At 35.9% G+C, this 19288-nt stretch carries 15 protein-coding genes and 1 riboswitch; all 15 genes read right to left on the reverse strand.

From position 1 onward, the window contains the following. Positions 1 to 7: 7 nt before the first annotated feature. A complete protein-coding gene (locus LUU93_RS00655; RefSeq protein ID WP_232676435.1) occupies positions 8 to 3076 on the reverse strand; it encodes a T9SS type B sorting domain-containing protein in 3069 nt (1022 codons plus the stop codon). Between the two features lie 132 nt (positions 3077 to 3208). Further along, on the reverse strand, positions 3209 to 4432 hold the full coding sequence (locus LUU93_RS00660; protein ID WP_232676437.1) for a dicarboxylate/amino acid:cation symporter: 1224 nt from the start codon (positions 4430 to 4432) through the stop codon (positions 3209 to 3211). 136 nt (positions 4433 to 4568) lie between these two features. Continuing rightward, positions 4569 to 5222 (reverse strand): class I SAM-dependent methyltransferase, encoded by a 654-nt coding sequence (locus LUU93_RS00665; RefSeq protein ID WP_232676446.1) that lies wholly within the window; start codon positions 5220 to 5222, stop codon positions 4569 to 4571. Positions 5223 to 5393: 171 nt separating this feature from the next. After that, positions 5394 to 6350 carry a methylenetetrahydrofolate reductase [NAD(P)H] gene (gene metF / locus LUU93_RS00670; RefSeq protein WP_232676457.1) on the reverse strand — a complete coding sequence of 319 codons (957 nt, stop codon included), beginning with the start codon at positions 6348 to 6350 and terminating at the stop codon, positions 5394 to 5396. A 69-nt stretch (positions 6351 to 6419) separates the two neighbouring features. After that, positions 6420 to 6776 carry a four helix bundle protein gene (locus LUU93_RS00675; protein WP_232676459.1) on the reverse strand — a complete coding sequence of 119 codons (357 nt, stop codon included), beginning with the start codon at positions 6774 to 6776 and terminating at the stop codon, positions 6420 to 6422. Positions 6777 to 6861: 85 nt separating this feature from the next. After that, complete coding sequence (gene metH, locus LUU93_RS00680; protein WP_232676470.1) at positions 6862 to 9537, reverse strand: methionine synthase; 2676 nt, start codon at positions 9535 to 9537, stop codon at positions 6862 to 6864. 309 nt (positions 9538 to 9846) lie between these two features. Beyond that, on the reverse strand, positions 9847 to 10110 hold the full coding sequence (locus LUU93_RS00685; RefSeq protein WP_232676472.1) for an NTF2 fold immunity protein: 264 nt from the start codon (positions 10108 to 10110) through the stop codon (positions 9847 to 9849). A gap of 24 nt (positions 10111 to 10134) precedes the next feature. Continuing rightward, positions 10135 to 11139 (reverse strand): homocysteine S-methyltransferase family protein, encoded by a 1005-nt coding sequence (locus tag LUU93_RS00690; protein ID WP_232676482.1) that lies wholly within the window; start codon positions 11137 to 11139, stop codon positions 10135 to 10137. A gap of 313 nt (positions 11140 to 11452) precedes the next feature. Then, positions 11453 to 11569: riboswitch (SAM riboswitch) on the reverse strand. A gap of 121 nt (positions 11570 to 11690) precedes the next feature. After that, positions 11691 to 11879, reverse strand: a complete 189-nt coding sequence (locus LUU93_RS00695; RefSeq protein WP_232676484.1) for a hypothetical protein — start codon at positions 11877 to 11879, stop codon at positions 11691 to 11693. 116 nt (positions 11880 to 11995) lie between these two features. Continuing rightward, positions 11996 to 13048 carry an NAD(P)/FAD-dependent oxidoreductase gene (locus LUU93_RS00700; protein ID WP_232676499.1) on the reverse strand — a complete coding sequence of 351 codons (1053 nt, stop codon included), beginning with the start codon at positions 13046 to 13048 and terminating at the stop codon, positions 11996 to 11998. A gap of 95 nt (positions 13049 to 13143) precedes the next feature. Next, positions 13144 to 13725, reverse strand: a complete 582-nt coding sequence (locus LUU93_RS00705) for a precorrin-2 dehydrogenase/sirohydrochlorin ferrochelatase family protein (protein WP_232676501.1) — start codon at positions 13723 to 13725, stop codon at positions 13144 to 13146. 179 nt (positions 13726 to 13904) lie between these two features. Next, on the reverse strand, positions 13905 to 14678 hold the full coding sequence (cobA, locus tag LUU93_RS00710) for a uroporphyrinogen-III C-methyltransferase (protein ID WP_232676507.1): 774 nt from the start codon (positions 14676 to 14678) through the stop codon (positions 13905 to 13907). Then, positions 14671 to 16761 carry a ferredoxin-like domain-containing protein gene (locus tag LUU93_RS00715; protein ID WP_232676520.1) on the reverse strand — a complete coding sequence of 697 codons (2091 nt, stop codon included), beginning with the start codon at positions 16759 to 16761 and terminating at the stop codon, positions 14671 to 14673. The genes cobA and LUU93_RS00715 overlap by 8 nt, the downstream gene beginning before the upstream one ends. Before the next feature lie 82 nt (positions 16762 to 16843). Further along, entirely contained in the window at positions 16844 to 18088 is a 1245-nt protein-coding gene (locus LUU93_RS00720; protein WP_232676529.1) for a sulfate adenylyltransferase subunit 1, read from the reverse strand. A 148-nt stretch (positions 18089 to 18236) separates the two neighbouring features. Beyond that, positions 18237 to 19136, reverse strand: a complete 900-nt coding sequence (gene cysD, locus LUU93_RS00725; protein WP_008466601.1) for a sulfate adenylyltransferase subunit CysD — start codon at positions 19134 to 19136, stop codon at positions 18237 to 18239. Positions 19137 to 19288 lie beyond the last annotated feature (152 nt).

A 19288-nucleotide genomic window follows, 5' to 3' on the forward strand; every position in this document is an offset into this window, starting at 1 on the left:
TTTCTCTTTATCTTTTTAGTGTAAAATGGCCTTTATAGGTTTTGCCATTTGCTCTTTTTACAACAAACCAATAATCAGTTGCTGGTAATTCTCTGCTGTTATAAGTTCCATCCCATGCAGAAAAAGCATCTAAATCTTTGATAAATTTTCCATAACGATCAAATATTTTAATGTTTAAATCCGGTTCTGTCTCTGAGAACTTTATCGACCATGTATCATTGTAACTATCACCATTTGGAGTAAAAAACTTTGGATAATTCAACAGAAAAACTTCCTGATTTTTGATACCGCAGCCATTTTTGTCACGAACATACACTACATAATCTCCTGTTGCTAATCCATAAAAAGTATTACTATCCTGATATACAAATCCATCAATAGAATATTCATAATCTCCGAGACTAGTATCTGCCAATTCTACTACAATTATGTTTTCAGAATCTGTCCAATCCTGAACGGTAAGGTTTTGAATAGCAGCACTGTTTGAAAGTTTCACCTGAAAATCTTTTATTGATGAACAAATAATATCACCATGATTTTGAGTAACGGTAACGGAATATGATCCGGCTTCTGTAAAAATAACTGATTCGGTCGAAGCTCCTGTTGACCATAAATAACTATCAAAACCTGAACCCGCATGAACTTCAACATTTTGATTTTGGCACAATGAAACAATATCAGAAATTGAAATGACAGGGGCATTTACTAATGTCAAACTCAACTCGGCAATTTGATAGCATTTATCATTAGAATCAATTCTTACATAAATTAAAGTTGTCCCAGCCGACAAATTGTAATTGGATAAGTTACTGATGTTATTTACAGCAAATAAATTTTCTGCGCCGGATAATGTGGTGTAGTAACTAAAAGTACAAGAATTACAAGCTGCTATTTGTGCATTATAACTGGCAAGATTTATTATTTCAGATCCATCATTTAAATCATCACAAACATTAGCCGAAACATTATTAAATGATAAAGCTGGGGCGGCTATAGTAACCAAAACTGCCAGACGATTTGCACTTTCACAACCATTTATAGTCTGAGAAGCAAAATAAGAAGCCCCATTTATCAAACTTGTCTCAGATGATAAAATTGTGCCATTTGATGCATTATCGTACCAAACAACATTTGTTCCCGTTGCCGCTAAATTTGCAATTGCAGGTTTTTGAGTTGTACAAAAATCTTGCAGCTGATCTCCTGTAGGCGCAGTTGTATTTTGAATGTTTATAACAACGGGAATTCTTTCGCTTTCACAAATAGAAATTGTTTGGGCCGCATAATAGGTTTTGCTTTCAAGAATTGTTGTACTTGCAAGTAAATTTCCATTTGTTGGAGCGTCGTACCATTTAATATTTTGTCCAGTTATACTAATATCATTTAATACCGTATTTTGTTGTACACAAAAAATCTGCGGACTTACAGCTACAGCAAGAGGTTCTTGATTTACATAAGTTTTTATTTCAACTTCGTTTGGCACTAAAGAAACACATCCTAAATTGTTTTTTATAAGAATTTGATATGTTCCTGGAGTCAAATTATTTTTTGAATTTGAAGTCTCCCATGTCAATCCATTATCAAAACTATAAGACGATGCAGCATCAGAAATGGTTATTATTCCGGCTGCTGACATACAATCTGGCTGAACAACCAAAACGGTTGGAGTTGGCGGATAACCCGGCGGCACTAAAATGGACACTGACACAGCTGTTGTTTCGCAATTGGAGCTATTTCGGGTTTTTATTAAATAATCTCCTGCGCTTAATCCTGATTTAGAATTATTAGCTGACCACGTTACACCATTGTCAAAACTATATTCATAGTCTGAACTTGTAATTGTAATTGTTCCGAATGGATTGGAGCAAATAACAGGCTGAATGACAGAATAAGAAGGAACAGCGCCTGAAGATGCAACAGAATTTATATGCACAACAATTGGACTTGACGCACAACCGGTATTTAATTTTGCTGTAACATTATAATCTCCTCCTGCTAAGTCAGAAAAAGTTCCAGATGCCTGATAATTTGTTCCATCAATACTATACGAAGTATTTGCCTCTGCAGAAATATTTATTGTTCCTGTTGGCACATCACATGTTGGCTGCACAGTTGTGAAAGTTGGAGAAACGGTACTTTGATTGACCTTAAAAGTAATAACATTAGAAACTACCCTACAGAAAGATGACGAAATATTAGCATTTTGAGCCACCGCCATTCGGTATAAAAAAGTTCCTGCCGTTGAGCTCGAAGTAAAAGTATAATTTATAGTATTTGCTCCTGCAATATCTGCCCATGTCACTCCATTATCTGAACTTGACTGCCATTGATAGGCAGGATTAGAATATCCAGAAGAAACAGTTCCAGTTAGCGTGTAACTTTTAACATCACTTTGGCAGATTTCTAAACTAGTATTTGTGTTGTTTTGAACAGCGGAAGTAACCGTTGGCCCGCATGCTCTAAAAGTAATATCGTCTAATGCAATGTCATTTCCCGGAGCTGCACCGGCTTTATTATTTCGCATTCTGATAACAACTGTCGAAACTCCGGCAGGTGTCGTAAAAAACAAACCGTATTGTTTCCAAACTGCGCTCGAATTCAGCGCAATATCTCCAGTATTATAAGTTCCTAATATTGTTCCCGCAGTAGATTCAATTGTAAAAGTTATATTAGGCGGACTAGTATCATTTGATCGTAAGAGATTCATAATCCAAGCTGCAAACTCATAAGTAGTATCCGGGCAAAGACCCGTAACCGTATTTTTATAAAAATAATCCGTTGTAGATAGACTGGCGTTTACCACCATCATATATCCTCCGCCGGTATGATCGGTTGTTGTCCACCAAGTACGGGGAGTATTTGTTGTCTTTTCAATAGTATAGGAACCATCGCCGGGGAAATCTGCTGTTGTCCAAGTGTAACTTGTAATACCAGTTCCAAGAGTTGTTCCGTGTGAAGCTGTCCCTGACCCAAAGTCAATTTTAACAACTGCATCGCCCAAACTTCCTGTACATAATTGTGCGTTCAGTTTTACAACAAAAAGAAATAAACTAAATAATATGAGTGCTTTACGATTCAAAACAAAGAGTTTTATTTTAGTAAAACTACTTTATAATAAAATGAATTGTTAAACTTTTAGACTAATGAGCGTAAAGTCTCGATGTATCGAAAAGTACTATCTACCAATGATTTATTACTAACCAAAATTTGATTACCATTTTGTTTTTTCAGAAAACCGCGAAACCATCATTGAGCATATTACGTCGCCGTTTGCATTTAATAAAGTTGCAATTGGATCAACCAAAGTTCCTAAAATCATTGCAACCGGCAGCGCTTGTTCCATCGGGAAACCATAAACCGTAATAGCCAGGATTTCGCCAATATAACCTCCGTTGGGGATTCCGCCTTCTACAACGGAGACAATAACAGTAATCCCTAAAGCTAAAAGAATAGTCATAGGATCTGTAAAGTCTTTACCAAACATAGCAAACAAAAAGGTTATTTTTAAGATAGACGACATACTCGAACCATCTTTATGCAAAGGTGCTCCAAGAGGGATAACCAAGTTTCGTACATGTGCCGGAATTCCCATTTTTTGTGCAGCATCCAAATTTGCCGGAATGGTTGCAATACTGCTGCAGGTTCCAACTGCTGTTAAAGAAGGCATTATATTATTGCTCCAAAAAACTTTAAAAGCTCTTTTCCCGCCAGCAACAAAAGCGTATAAACTAAAGAACACAAAGAAATAAAAAACGCAAGCTGCGTAATAAACTGCCATTGGTTTTGCATAAACTCCTAGCAATTGTGGTCCGAAAACTCCAACTTGATAAGCAAAATAAGCCCCTAAACCAATTGGCGCAAATTTCATAATGATGTTCAAAAGCTGTTTCATTACCTCGTTTCCTGAATCTAGAAAACTCTTGAAAGCATTTCCCTTTTCCCTTGATTGTAATGTGGCGAAACCAACTAAAAAAGAAAAAATAATCAACGCAAGCATACTTTTTCGAGACAATAATTCGAAGAAATCATTGGCTGTAAGCAGTTTTGCAATTTGATCTCCTGCTGATCCTGATGCTACATCTTCAAACGGAACTTTGGCAATTGCGATATCTTCATGAATTGGAAAAAGGTAAACAGCACAAATCATTACAATCGCAGAAATCAGAATTGTCGCGAGAAAAACTAATAACATTACAACAAACAGTTTTCCTAGCTTTTCTGTTCTTTCCAGATTCGCTACCGAAGAACCAATCGTAAAAAAGATAAGCGGAATAATGGCTGTAAAAAGTAAATTCAGAAATATATCGCCAAGTGGTTTTATAATCAAAACATTTTCCCCAAATACTAACCCGAAAATGCTTCCGATTATAATACCGCCAAGAAGCCATAAAATACTGCTGTAACTCTGCAAAAAATTGATTTTCTTAACTTCCATAATGTAAAGAATTATAATTCAGAAGGGTTAATAATAAAGAATGAAAGTACTCAAAAAACTGATATTTTTTGCCACAGATTAAAGGATTAGAAAGGATTTTTAATCTGTGTTAATCCTAATAATATTTGGCAAAAAACTATTTTTCCAGAACAATCGTAGTAAAAACCCTGTCAGCAATTTCGCCTGTTTTGCTTTTTACTTGTTCTGTCTGACTTTCGATATAAACAATTTTAAAAGCTGTTTTACCAATTAACTTTTGTGCTTTTTCGGTGCTGTAAAGCTCAAATTCAAATTGCGTAAACGGAAGCTGTTTCATGAAATCTTCTTGAGCAAAAGTTAGGCAGAAATTTCCATTTGGCTTTAATACCCTATATATTTCTGAAAGTAATTCTTCAGGCTTCTGCCAGAAATAAATCGTATTTACTGTGAATATTTTATCAAAAGTTTCATCTTCAAACGGAATTTTATTTCCGTCATAAAGCGAAAAGAAAGCTTGTTTTTGAGAAACAAAATTTCGGTTAATCTGGCGCGCTTCCTGAAACATCAATTCTGACATTTCAAGTCCGTAATATTTCAGATTTTTGGCTTGTTCAAACAAAAATTCAACGTGACCAGCATTTCCGTGACCTAGTTCTAGAATTTTATTTTCTTTTGAAATATTTAGATTTTGGATGGAATGTTTGGTCATATTGATGTTCGTTTCGTTCATCATATTTCCCATTTCAATTCCTTTTTCTCCCGTTGGATGTTTTAATTGAGAGGCTATGGCTTGTAATTCTTCTTGTTTCATGATACGAAAATTTAAACTTCTAAATTAAACAAAATCCAAATTCGAAGAGTATTTTTTTGTCATTCTGAGGAACGAAGAATCACACTCGCATGTCTACAAAGATTGGACGACATTCTTTGCGGAATTTCTAGTGTGATTCTTCGTTCCTCAGAATGACAAACCACATGCAGATTAAAAAACCTGACTTGCAATCTGGCGGATATTCTCAGATTTTCCCATCGAATAATAGTGCAAAAATGGAACTCCGGCTGCTTTTAATTCTAATGACTGCTGTATCGCCCATTCAATTCCTACTTGTTTTATCTCAGCGTTGTTTTTGCATTTGTCAACCGCATCGATTAAATCTTCAGGCAGATCAATTCTAAAAATCTGCGGCAGAACTTGTAAATGTCTTTGAACGGCAATTGGCTTAATTCCTGGAATAATAGGAATTGTGATCCCCATTTCTCTGGCTTTAGCTACAAAGTTAAAATATTTAGCATTGTCAAAAAACATCTGCGTTACCACATAATCGGCTCCGGCATCAACCTTTTCTTTTAATCTTTTTAAATCTGATTGTAAAGATGGTGATTCTAAATGTTTTTCAGGATAACCCGCAACACCAATACAAAAATCAGCTTTGTTGTCGATATCCATAACTTCATGCAGATATTTTCCGCAGTTTAGATCGTTGATTTGTCGCACTAAATCAATAGCATAATGATTCCCGCCCGCTTTAGGCACAAAAGACTGTTCGTCTTTCATTGCATCGCCTCGAAGCGCCATTACGTTGTTGATTCCCAAATATTGACAATCAACCAGCATATATTCTGTTTCTTCTTGTGTAAATCCACCGCAAAGCAAATGCGGAACAGTATCTACATTGTATTTATGTTTAATAGAAGCACATATTCCAAGTGTTCCCGGACGCATACGAGTCAGTTTTTTGTCCAAAAGCCCGTTACCGCGATCAATATAAATATATTCTTCGCGAGACGTTGTTACGTCAATAAACGGAGGTTTAAACTCCATTAACGGATCGATATTATCGTATAATTCCTGAATGCTTTTCCCCTTTTGAGGCGGAATAATTTCAAATGAGAATAATGTTTTTCCTTTGGCGTTTTCTATATGTTCTGTTACTTTCATTCTTTTTTAGTTGATAGTTTTTGGTTGATGGTTGATGGTTCTTTTGGAACTTAACAATTATAACCTCAACTATATTAATTTTTTATAGTAGTTAATAAACCCATTTAACAACTTTTTGCAAGTTTGAATCTGTTCTAGCGCAACCTTAAAACTATTTTCCTCAATATATTTTTGATCTAACGCCAAATAAAATTGTGTTTCTAATTCATACAATGATCCTCTTGAAATATGCAGAAAATGTATTGTTTCTTTTGATGTTTGTCGTCCACAACCTTCAGCAATATTTGAAGGTATTGAAACAGCTGCTCTCCTCATTTGATTTGTTAATCCAAACAATTCTTCTTTTGGAAATAATTTGGAAGAATCATACAACAAATTCACCAACTTCCGCGCTTCCATCCAAACTTCCAATTTACTGTATTCCATTTTTATTAGTTGTTTGTTGATGGTTGACAGTTGTTGCTTCTTCTATAGTAATCTATCAACCAAAAACCATCAACCATCAACTATTCTAGTCTGCTATATTAGGATTTAACCATTTCATTGCGTAATCCAGCGGTACATTTCGGCGTTTAGCATAATCTGTAACCTGATCTTCTTTTATTTTTCCGAGTCCGAAATATCGGCTTTTTGGATTTCCAAAATAATATCCTGAAACCGATGAAGCCGGCCACATCGCCATACTTTCTGTCAGCTTCACTCCAATTTGTTTTTCAACATCTAAGAGTTTCCAAATAGTTGGTTTTTCCAAGTGATCAGGACAAGCCGGATAACCTGGAGCTGGACGAATTCCTTTATAACTTTCTTTAATCAATTCTTCGTTGGTTAAAGACTCATCAGCATCATAACCCCAGAAATCTTTACGAACTCTTTCGTGAAGATATTCGGCGAAAGCCTCTGCAAAACGATCAGCAAGGGCTTTAACCATAATCGAATTGTAATCGTCTAGATTCTTTTCATATTCCGCTGCCCATTCGTCAACACCAAAACCGGTTGTTACACAGAAAGCTCCCATATAATCAGTTACACCACTGTCTTTTGGCAGAATAAAATCGGCTAAAGCGATGTTTGGTGCTCCTTTTGTTTTTTGTGATTGCTGTCTTAAAGTCAAAAACTTTTCCAACACTTTTCCATCTTCATTTCTCAATTCGATATCGTCGTCATTTACCTGATTCGCAGGGAAAATTCCGTAAATACCTTTTGCTTTTAGTTTTTTCTCAGCCAAAATTACTTTTAGCATTGCCTGAGCATCGTTAAAAACAGATGTCGCTTGTTCACCCACAACCTCATCCGTTAAAATCGCAGGATACTTTCCGTACAATTCCCAAGTCTGGAAAAATGGCGTCCAGTCAATATACGGAACCAAAACATCCAGTTCTATTTCGATAGTTTGTGCACCAATTACTTTTGGTTTAGTCGGAGTATATTCCGACCAATCCAATGGCAATTTGTTTTTGCGGGCATCTTCAATCGTTAAGAAATTCTTATCTCTTGAACGATTTAAAAATGTTTCTCTAAACGAATCGTATTCTGCGCGAATATCTGCCGCGTATATTTTTCGGTTATGATCTAACAAATTTCCTGCAACGGTAACGGCTCTCGAAGCATCGTTTACGTGAATTACAGTTTCTCTGTATTGAGGTGCAATTTTCACGGCTGTATGCGCGCGCGAAGTTGTTGCCCCGCCAATCATAATCGGGATTTTAATATTTTGTTTGTCTAATTCTTTGGCCAAATACACCATTTCGTCAAGCGAAGGTGTGATTAGTCCGCTTAATCCTATAATGTCTACTTCATGTTCAATCGCCGCTGCAATGATTTTCTCCGGAGGAACCATAACACCAAGATCTACAATCTCATAATTGTTACAAGCCAAAACCACTGAAACGATGTTTTTACCAATATCGTGAACGTCACCTTTTACAGTTGCCATCAGGATTTTTCCGTTTCCTTGTTTGTCTCCAGCTTGTTTGCTTGCTTCGATAAAAGGCAATAAATAAGCCACGGCTTTTTTCATTACACGAGCCGATTTTACCACCTGAGGAAGGAACATTTTTCCGCTTCCGAATAAATCTCCAACAACATTCATTCCGGCCATTAAGTTGATTTCGATAACTTCGATTGGCTTTGTCGCTGCCAAACGTGCTTCTTCTACATCTTCTTCAATAAAAGCATCAATTCCTTTTACCAACGAATGCGTAATACGTTCTTGAACCGTTCCTAAACGCCATTCCTGAACTACTTTTTCATCGCTCTTTGCTTCGCCTTTTACATTTTCTGCAAAATCTAAAAGTCGTTCTGTCGCATCGTCGCGTCTGTCAAGAATTACGTCTTCAACGTGTTCTAATAAGTCTTTCGGAATATCATCGTAAATCGTAAGCATTTCCGGATTAACGATTCCCATCGTCATTCCATTTTTAATGGCGTGGTATAAAAACACCGAGTGCATTGCTTCACGAACCGTATCATTTCCTCTAAAAGAGAACGAAACGTTACTTACTCCACCGCTGATATGTGCGTGCGGAAGATTCTCGCGAACCCATTTTGTTCCTCTAAAGAAGTCCAAAGCGTTCAATCTATGCTCTTCCATTCCCGTTGCAACAGGGAAAATATTTAAATCGAAAATAATATCCTGCGGAGGAAACCCTACTTTGTTCACCAAAATATCATACGAACGCTGGCAAATCTCCACTCTACGATCGTAATTATCCGCCTGACCTACTTCGTCAAAAGCCATTACAATAGCGGCGGCTCCGTAACGTTTGATTAATTTGGCGTGATGAGTAAAGGCTTCTTCTCCTTCTTTTAACGAAATCGAGTTTACAACACTTTTTCCTTGTACTACTTTTAGACCTGCTTCGATGATTTCCCATTTCGAACTGTCGATCATAATCGGCACTCTCGAAATGTCTGGTTCTGCCGCAATTAAATTCAAAAATTTAGTCATTGCAGTAACACCGTCAAGCATTCCTTCATCCATATTAATATCGATGATTTGTGCTCCACCTTCTACTTGCTGTCTTGCAATATCAAGCGCCTCGTCATATTTCTCTTCCTTGATTAATCTTAGGAACTTTCTTGAACCTGTTACGTTTGTACGCTCACCAACATTCACGAAAACACTTTCCGGCGTAATAATCAACGGTTCTAATCCTGATAATACAAGGTCTCTTCTTTTTTCTGTCATTTCTTTCTAAGTTACTAAGATCCTGAGATTCTAAGGTTCTAAGTTTTTTATTCTATTTCTTTCCTGCAAGGTTTTTAAAACCTTGTAGGTATATTCGTTTTCAATATTTTAATTTGGGCGTGTCCTTCGGCCGGGCTATCCGTTACAAGTCCTCGCTCTTCCTTCGTCAGGCTGTGGGCTTTTCACTTCTATCCCTCACGCAAACTCGCTTTCATAACACCTTTATATTTCTTTTGCTTTTCAATTATCTTTTTTTACTTTCCATGCATCATATAAAGAACCTTACCGTTTTTTGCTGAGATTTTAATATCAAACACCTCCAAAACCTATACTATTAAAAGTCCCTTTAATATGCCAAATAGAATCATTTTCTATTGTTACTGTATAAGGTCTTTGATCTTCTATTTGATCTTTACCATATGATTCAAATAAAATAGGTTCTGCTATTCCGACTGCCGTTTCTTCTTTTGTAACTAAACAATCTTCACATTTAATACTTTTCTGAAAAACTGTATTAGTTGTATAATTACAACTAACAAGCATCAAACTAATCAGAAATAAAATCTTCTTCATATTTATTGCATAACTCATTATGAGTTATGCAATAACCGGCGCAACTCTCGGCTTATAATCTTTCGCAACCTCAGCCATTAATCGAATATGATCTGGAGTTGTTCCGCAACAACCTCCAATGATATTGATTAAATTATCCTCTAAATATTCTTTAATGAAAGCCTGAGTTTGTTCTGGTGTTTCATCGTATTGTCCGAATGCGTTTGGCAATCCTGCGTTTGGATGCGCTGAAACATTAAAGCTTGTATTGTGTGCTAATGTTTTCAAATATGGTTTCAACAAATCGGCTCCAAGTGCGCAATTGAATCCTACACTTAATAACGGAATATGCGAAACTGAAATTAAAAATGCCTCAACAGTTTGTCCAGAAAGCGTTCTTCCCGAAGCATCGGTAATTGTTCCTGAAACCATAATTGGAATATCAAGATTGCGTTCTTCTTTTACTTCTTCGATGGCAAAAAGTGCTGCTTTTGCATTTAATGTATCGAAAATCGTTTCTACTAAAAGTAAATCGCATCCACCGTCCATTAAAGCTTCTGCTTGTTGTTTGTACGCAATTCGTAAATCGTCAAACGTTACGGCTCTGTAACCTGGATCGTTTACATCTGGTGACATACTTGCTGTACGGTTTGTCGGTCCAATTGAACCGGCTACGAAACGTGGTTTTTCTGGATTTTTCGCGGTAAACTCATCGGCTACTTGTCTTGCGATTTTTGCCGATTCGTAGTTTAACTCGTAAACCAAATCTTCCATGTGATAATCGGCCATACCGATTGTCGTTCCAGAGAAAGTATTGGTTTCTACAATGTCAGCACCGGCTTCATAATAAGCGGCATGAACATCGCGGATCGCTTGTGGTTGTGTTAGGGATAGTAAATCGTTGTTTCCTTTTAGTGGATGTGGGAAATCTTTGAAACGCTCTCCTCTAAAATCTTCTTCTGAGAAATTATAGCGCTGTAACATTGTTCCCATTGCTCCGTCAAGGATTAGGATATTTTTTTTTATTGCTTCTTGTATCGTAACTGCCATATTCTTTTGCCGCTAAGGCACTAAGGCACAAAGCTTTTTTATTCTATTATTAAAACATACCTAACAGGTTTTGAAAACCTGTTAGGATACGTGTTTTGATTCTCATTAATTCCAAAAGTGCACTATTGCTTGCTCATTAGCCCCGATGGAAGCAAATATCCTTTTATTCTGGGGTTCAGAATAAAAGATATTTGTGTACAGCGGGAACTGTTGACTGCAAAAATGCGCCAATGATTCGCTCCTGATACAGAATCTGTTTCAGTAAATATTATATGTTATCGAGAAAAGTTTTGAGAAATACGAGTATGTATTTGTGTTATCTATCTTTAATACTGGAAAATGTCGTATAAAGTAGAATTTAGCACCTTCTTTATGATAAAGGGTTGCTAAGGTTTCATCGGGTCTATCCCTCCGCCTTTCGTGATAACTGACAATAATTTTAAGAACAGTGCAAAGGTATGAAATAGGGTTTCTATTTGCAAATGTTTTTTTTCTAAGGTTCTGAGGTTCTAAGTCGCTAAGGTTCTAAGTTTTTTTTGAAGGTACTAAGTTTAGAATATCCTTTGACTATTGATCTTATATTTTAAGAATACTTTCATTACCTCTTCATGATCAATAACCTGATTATTTTCTGCTTGCTCAATTCCTATTTCTATTTCCTTTAATTCTTCTTCTGACAAATTATCGGACCAATCTTTCTGATTTAAAATAGAACTATTACTCTCTTTCTTTGAATTCATAAGTATTGAAATTAATATGTCTGAAAATTACAAATTAAAAAAGCCCAAACCAAAAGTTTGAGCTTTCTATATAAAAACTTTAGCACCTTAGTCCCTTAGAACCTCAGCACCTCAGATTAAACTATCGCTTTGACAACTGCTTTTGGAGCTTCTTTACGAGTTCCGTCGAAACCGTCTACGCCAGAAACTGTTGTATATTTCAATACGTATTTTTTACCTGGATTGATGATTCCGTATGCGGCCTGGCACATTAAAGTAGCTTCGTGGAAACCACAAAGAATTAACTTTAATTTTCCTGGATATGTATTTACGTCTCCAATAGCAAAGATTCCCGGAATGTTGGTTTGATAATCTAATGCATTGTTTACTTTAATGGCATTTTTCTCGATTTCTAATCCCCAGTCTCCAATTGGACCTAATTTTGGTGTTAATCCGAAAAGCGGAATAAAATAATCACATTCGATTTTACGGTGCGCTCCGTTTTCTTCGATATCTAATGATTCAACGTGTTCAGCACCATTGATTCCGATAACTTCTGCCGGAGTAATTAATTTGATTTTTCCAGCTGATTTTAATTCCTGTACTTTTTCTACTGAATCTAAAGCTCCTCTGAATTCGTTTCTTCTGTGAATTAAAGTTACTTCTGAAGCTACGTTTGCTAAGAAGATACTCCAGTCTAATGCTGAATCTCCTCCTCCTGCAATAACAACTCTTTTATCTCTGAATTTCTCAGGATTTTTAATGAAGTATTTTACTCCTTTATCTTCATAAAACTCGATATCTTCGATAAGTGGTTTACGAGGCTCGAAACTTCCTAAACCTCCAGCAATTGCAATAACTGGCGCGTGGAATTTAGTTCCTTTGTTTGATATTACAATGAAGGTTCCGTCTTCTTGTTTTTCAACTGTTTCAGCACGTTCTCCTAAAGTAAATCCTGGCTCAAATTGTTTGATTTGTTCCATTAAGCCGTCAACTAAATCTCCGGCTAAAACTTCTGGAAAACCTGGAATATCATAAATAGGTTTCTTAGGATATAATTCTGAAAGTTGTCCTCCTGGCTGAGGCAAAGCATCTAAAATGTGGCATTTTAATTTTAACAATCCTGCCTCGAAAACGGCAAATAAACCTGTTGGGCCTGCTCCAATTATAAGTATATCTGTTTTAATCATTATTTTGTTGTTTATAATCATTCTTAATAGAACAAAGGAACGAATAATTTATTCTCCTGACAATGATTTTTATCATTATTCATCCTCTGATATTGTTACTCTTTATTTTTAAGCGAAGAAGTGATTTCGTTCATTCTCTTCACTTTTTCTTCAAAATTACCTTTTAAGGTTTTGCGATATTCATTGAGGTTTTCGACCATTTGATTTATATCATCCGGAATTATTTCTTCAAAAAATTCCCGAAGCCTTTTAGCTGTTGTAGGCGATTTCCCGTTAGTCGAAATGGCTATTTTGACATTCCCTTTTGTTACAATTCCACCTAAATAATAATCGCATAAATCTGGTGTATCGGCAATATTGCAAATCAAATAACGCTTTCTTGCCAAATCGTAAACCTTTTTATTCACTTTCAAATCGTCTGTACAGGCAATTACCATATGACGCTTTTTGAGCATTTTCTTTTTAAACTTCGATTTTGTCAATTTTATCGAAGGATGTTTTTCTGCTAAAACCTTTATTTCTAAATGAAATTCTTTGGCAACAACCTCAACATTTGCATTTGGACTTGACTTTAGCAAAAAAGAAAGCTTTTCCAGACCTACATTTCCTCCACCTACAATCAATACATTTAAATTGTGAAGCTTTAGAAATATTGGATATAATTCGTTTTGTTCCATGTTAATCTTTTTTCTTCTAATCAAAATTAGAATAACCAATGAGATGTTCCTAACGGAACATTAATATTAATTGGAAACATTCATTTTTTCTACCGATCAGATGTTCCTAACGGAACATTTTCACTAAAACTGTTTGTTTTTTTTCTACCAACGAATTGTTCCTAACGGAACATGAAATTCTAACGAATTTCTTCTTTTGATAGAAATTCTTCGTAGAAACCTTTTAATTTATTGCTTTCTTTGACAACTTCTCCAAGAACAATAATCGCTGGGGAACCTAATTCTTTTTGTTTTACAACTTCTAAAATTGAATCTACAGTTCCTACACCTACTTTTTCTTCTGCTGTTGTTCCGTTTTGAATGATCGCAACGGGCAAATTTCCTTTATCTTCTTTTTGAAACAAATCGATGATTTGAGGCAATTTGTGCATTCCCATCAAAATCACGACTGTTGCAGATGATTGTGCTGCCAAAGCTACATCTGAAGATAATTTTCTATCTGATGTTGTTCCGGTAATTGCCCAAAAGCTTTCTGAAACGCCACGCTTTGTAATCGAAATTCCCTGACTTGCAGGAACTGCAACTACTGATGAAATTCCTGGAACTACGATTGTTTCAATTCCGAAACTTTCTGCAAAATCAATTTCTTCGCCACCTCTTCCGAAAATAAATGGATCTCCGCCTTTTAATCGAACTACGTTTCCGTACGTTAAAGCATTGTCCACAATCAATTGATTGATTTGATCCTGCGTGTAAGCATGATTTCCGATTCTTTTTCCAACAAAAATTCTAATTGCTTTTTTTGGTGCATAATCCAGAATTTCTTCATTGGCTAAAGCGTCGTACAAAACCACATTTGCTTCAGCCAATGCTTTTACAGCTTTTAGCGTAAGTAAATCGGGATCGCCCGGACCTGCACCGACTAAAGTTATTTTGGGTTTTATATTATGCATTTGCTAATTCCTGTGCTCTGAAAGTTTCGATTTTGTCAAAGAAAACTGTTGCTTGTGCAATGTAATCTTTAGCGAAAGCTTCAGATGGTTCATTTTTATTGATTTGGTAAACCAAGTCTTTAAAAGTTGAATTCAATTCGATTTTACTAGTTTCGATGAAAACAGTATCAAACAAATCAACAATTCCTGCATGGTGGTTTGTTTTTTGGTTTTCTGCCAATAACAATGCTTTTGCACCATTTACAAATCCTGCGTAAGCATGATAAATCGCATCTGACCATTTTTTCTCGTCGAAAGATTCCTGAGCCAAAATCAATTTCTCTTTAGCTTCAAACAATAATGTTGCTACTAAATCGATCACAACTCCGGCACATTCTCCTACTCCAACTGCTTTTACGTAATTGTCTGCGTTACCCCAATCTACAAAATCGGCTTCTGTTAAATTGGTTACATCTGCGTAAGGTTTTAAGATTTCGTAGAAATATTTTTCTCCTTTTGTATCATAATAATCAAGGAATTTTTGCCCGCTTCCGTTGGCATCAAAATCATTTAAAATGGTACGCAACGCATCTGGACCTCTACGACTAGGTACTTTAATTACTTTATCAGCAAATCGTCCTTCTCCGTTTCCTAATCTTCCTCCGCCTAATAAAACTTGTAAAGCTGGAGCCACCAGTTTTCCTGAATTGATAGACATTCCTTGGAATCCAATTGCAGACATATTGTGTTGTCCGCACGCATTCATACAGCCTGAAATTTTAATTTCGATTTCTCGGTTGTTTAAATACTGAGGATATTCTGCAGTTAAAACTCTTTCTAATTCTTCTGCAATACCGGTACTACTTGCAATCCCCAAATTACAAGTATCAGTACCCGGACATGCCGTAATATCTCCAACTGAATTATATCCTAGCTGAACAAAATCCAACTTCGCTAATTCTTGATAAAAGAATGGTAAATTCTCTTCCTTTATGTGACGTATTACAATATTTTGACGCAATGAAAAACGTAATTCATTTGCTCCATAATTCTTAATTAAGTTGGCTAACAATCGTGCTTTATCAGTATAAAAATCTCCTAATAAAACTTTGATTCCGATAGCGTAATAACCTTCTTGTTTCTGTTTGATTACATTCGAATTTTTCCACGCTTCATACGCTTTAGTATCTTCGATTGTAACTTGCGGAACTTCTAATAACGGTTCTGTAATTGGACCGTCAAAAGCGGTTGTATCAATTTCGTATGTTTCAAAAGCGATTGCTTTTTTCTCTTTTTCAACTAAATCAAGGAAAGCATCTTTCCCCATTTCTTTGATCAAGAATTTCATACGCGCTTTCATTCTTTTAGCACGTTCTCCGTATCTATCAAAAATACGGATGATTCCTTCTGCTGTTGGGATGATTTCGTTAACTGGAACGAATTCTGAAAGCAATTCAGCATGTGCTGGCTGAGATCCTAAACCTCCTCCGAACATGATTTTGAAACCTTTTTGTCCGTCTTTAATTTTCGGAATAAATCCTAAATCGTGTAAATAACTCAAAGCCGTATCTTCGTCTGAAGAAGAGAACGAAATTTTAAATTTACGTCCCATTTCCTGACAAATCGGATTTCTCAACAAATATTGAAAAAGTCCGTGTGCATAAGGCGAAACATCAAATGGTTCGTTTACGTCAACTCCAGCCAATTCGCTTCCTGTAATATTTCTAACGGTGTTTCCACACGCTTCACGAAGCGTGATATCGTCTTTAGCCAAATCTGCCCAAAGTTCTGGTGTTCGGTCTAAACTCACGTAGTGAATCTGGATATCCTGACGTGTTGTAATATGTAAACGTCCTGTAGAATATTCATCGGAAACCTGAGTAATACGCACTAATTGCTCGCTGGTCACTTTACCATAAGGCAATTTGATACGAATCATTTGAACGCCTTCCTGACGCTGACCGTAGATTCCACGCGCTAAACGAAGGCTGCGAAAACGCTCATCATCAATTTTTCCTCCACGGAATAAGTGAATCTTTTTTTCTAATTCGATAATCTCCTTCTGAACTACCGGATTTTCTATTTCTGTTCTAAAACTTTCCATTTCTCTTTAGTTTTTGGTTGTTGGTTGCTGGTTGTTGGTTGTTGGCTGTAAAAACCATCAACTATCAACTAAAAACCACCAACTATCTTATAAAGCCTACTCCTGCTGTTGTGTTTGTTGCTGTATCAATTAAGATAAAAGCTCCGTTTGATTTGTTTTCGTTGTATGAATCAAAATATAACGGTTTGCTTAATTTGATCGTTACTTCTCCAATTTCGTTGATTGCCAATTGTGAAGCTTCTGTCGTTCCTGAGTAATCTGTAGCAATTGTATTTTTAATGCTTTCTACTTTTGCTAAAACTCTGTTTGTATTGTGTTGTACCAAATATTTTGTTCCTGCAACCAGTTTTTTACTGTCCATCCAGCAAACTGTTGTAGTAATATCTTTTTCAATTTTTGGAAGCTCGCTTGATTTTACAATCATATCACCTCTCGTTACATTGATATCATTTTCTAATTCGATCGTAATTGAAGAACCTGCAACAGCTTCGTCAAATGTTTTATCAAAAAAGTGAATTTTAGATACTTTAGATTCTGTTAAAGAAGGAAGAACTGTTACAGCATCTCCAACTTTAATTGAGTTTCCGTATAATTTTCCTGCGTAACCTCTAAAATCATGGTATTCTTCTGTTTTAGGACGAATCACAGTCTGAACTGGGAAACGTGCTTTTCCTGCTTCAAAAACATCAGAAGCATGTAATCCTTCTAAATGTTCTAATACAGTTTGTCCGTCATACCAAGGCATATTCTCTGATTTATCAACTACGTTTCCACCGTTGATCGCGCTTAACGGAATGTAACTTACATTTTGCTCTTTAAATGTGCTTTTTGCATTTAATGCCTGAAAATCAGCTTTGATTTTATTGAAAACTTCTTCCGAATAATCAACTAAATCCATTTTATTGATCGCAACAATTACTTCTTTAACTCTCAATAAATTATTGATGAAAAAGTGACGGTATGTTTGCTCGATAACCCCTTTTCTGGCATCAATCAAAATGATAGAAACCTGAGAAGTCGAAGCTCCTGTAACCATGTTTCTTGTATATTCTACGTGACCCGGAGTATCGGCAATAATGTAACTTTTCTTTGCAGTCGAAAAATAAATATGCGCAACATCAATTGTGATTCCTTGCTCTCTTTCTGCTACCAATCCGTCAGTTGCCAAAGAAAAATCAAGATAATCATAACCTTTTTGTTTACTGCTTTTTTCGATTGCTTCTATTTTATCAGTTGTCAACGATTTTGTATCGTACAATAATCTTCCGATCAAAGTACTTTTTCCGTCATCTACACTTCCTGCTGTTGCTATTTTTAAAACGTCCATTCTTTTTATGTTGTTGGTTGTTGGTTTATGGTTGTTGGTTTTTCTAAAACATCAACTAAAACCATCAAAATATTTAATCTGCTTTTTTATGTTATTGTTGTAATTATTGAAGTTTTCAGCTATCAACTAAAAACTATCAACCAACAACTTAAAAATAACCTTGTTGTTTTCTCTTTTCCATTGCGGCTTCAGAACGTTTGTCATCAATTCTGGCTCCTCTTTCAGAAATGGTTGACGATCTGATTTCTCCAACTACTTCTTCGATTGTTGCTGCGTAAGATTCAACAGCTGCCGTACAGCTCATATCTCCAACGGTTCTGAAGCGAACAATTCTTTCTTCGATTTGTTCGTCTTCTTCTTGGTACACAAAAGGAGAATGCGACCAGATTAAACCGTCTCTCAAAAAAACTTTTCTTTTATGTGAGAAATAGATTGACGGAATCTCGATTTTTTCTTTCTCGATATAACTCCAAACATCTAATTCTGTCCAGTTTGAAATTGGGAAAACACGAACGTTTTGTCCATTTTCTATTTTTCCATTTAAAATATCAAACAACTCAGGTCTCTGATTTTTTTCGTCCCACTGTCCGAAATCATCACGAACAGAGAAAATACGTTCTTTCGCTCTTGCTTTTTCTTCATCACGACGAGCACCTCCAATACAAGCATCAAATTTGAATTCTTCAATTGCATCCAAAAGTGTTGTTGTCTGTAAGCTGTTTCTACTAGAATATTTTCCAGTTTCTTCAACTACTTTTCCTTCATCAATAGCATCCTGAACATTACGAACGATCAACTCTAAACCTAATTCTTCTACCAATTTATCTCTAAAAGCGATTGTCTCAGGAAAATTGTGTCCCGTATCAACGTGTAATAGAGGAAACGGAATCTTAGCAGGGAAAAATGCTTTTTGCGCCAAACGCACTAACGTTATAGAATCTTTTCCTCCTGAGAAAAGCAAAACCGGTTTGTCAAACTGTGAAATTACTTCTCTGAAAATGTATATCGCTTCACTCTCTAAAGCGTTTGTTTTTAATACTGAACTCATTGTTTTTTTGTTTGATATTTTGTTTGTGGAAATTTTGTTTCAGGTTTCATGTTTTAAAGTTTCAATTTGCCTGATCTAAAATCTTCACTCTTTATTCTATTCTCTTTATTCTCTCTTCAACGGATAAAAATCTATTGTTTTTTTCCATGTCT

It is taken from the genome of Flavobacterium soyae (assembly GCF_021245985.1).
GTDB lineage: Bacteria > Bacteroidota > Bacteroidia > Flavobacteriales > Flavobacteriaceae > Flavobacterium > Flavobacterium soyae.

What these genes read in the sequence shown, in the direction of transcription:
- LUU93_RS00660 (WP_232676437.1), bottom strand. Translation starts at nt 4,432, where the DNA reads ATGGAAGTTAAGAAAATCAATTTTTTGCAGAGTTACAGCAGTATTTTA.
- LUU93_RS00665 (WP_232676446.1), bottom strand. Translation starts at nt 5,222, where the DNA reads ATGAAACAAGAAGAATTACAAGCCATAGCCTCTCAATTAAAACATCCA.
- metF (WP_232676457.1), bottom strand. Translation starts at nt 6,350, where the DNA reads ATGAAAGTAACAGAACATATAGAAAACGCCAAAGGAAAAACATTATTC.
- LUU93_RS00675 (WP_232676459.1), bottom strand. Translation starts at nt 6,776, where the DNA reads ATGGAATACAGTAAATTGGAAGTTTGGATGGAAGCGCGGAAGTTGGTG.
- metH (WP_232676470.1), bottom strand. Translation starts at nt 9,537, where the DNA reads ATGACAGAAAAAAGAAGAGACCTTGTATTATCAGGATTAGAACCGTTG.
- LUU93_RS00685 (WP_232676472.1), bottom strand. Translation starts at nt 10,110, where the DNA reads ATGAAGAAGATTTTATTTCTGATTAGTTTGATGCTTGTTAGTTGTAAT.
- LUU93_RS00690 (WP_232676482.1), bottom strand. Translation starts at nt 11,139, where the DNA reads ATGGCAGTTACGATACAAGAAGCAATAAAAAAAAATATCCTAATCCTT.
- LUU93_RS00695 (WP_232676484.1), bottom strand. Translation starts at nt 11,879, where the DNA reads ATGAATTCAAAGAAAGAGAGTAATAGTTCTATTTTAAATCAGAAAGAT.
- LUU93_RS00700 (WP_232676499.1), bottom strand. Translation starts at nt 13,048, where the DNA reads ATGATTAAAACAGATATACTTATAATTGGAGCAGGCCCAACAGGTTTA.
- LUU93_RS00705 (WP_232676501.1), bottom strand. Translation starts at nt 13,725, where the DNA reads ATGGAACAAAACGAATTATATCCAATATTTCTAAAGCTTCACAATTTA.
- cobA (WP_232676507.1), bottom strand. Translation starts at nt 14,678, where the DNA reads ATGCATAATATAAAACCCAAAATAACTTTAGTCGGTGCAGGTCCGGGC.
- LUU93_RS00715 (WP_232676520.1), bottom strand. Translation starts at nt 16,761, where the DNA reads ATGGAAAGTTTTAGAACAGAAATAGAAAATCCGGTAGTTCAGAAGGAG.
- LUU93_RS00720 (WP_232676529.1), bottom strand. Translation starts at nt 18,088, where the DNA reads ATGGACGTTTTAAAAATAGCAACAGCAGGAAGTGTAGATGACGGAAAA.
- cysD (WP_008466601.1), bottom strand. Translation starts at nt 19,136, where the DNA reads ATGAGTTCAGTATTAAAAACAAACGCTTTAGAGAGTGAAGCGATATAC.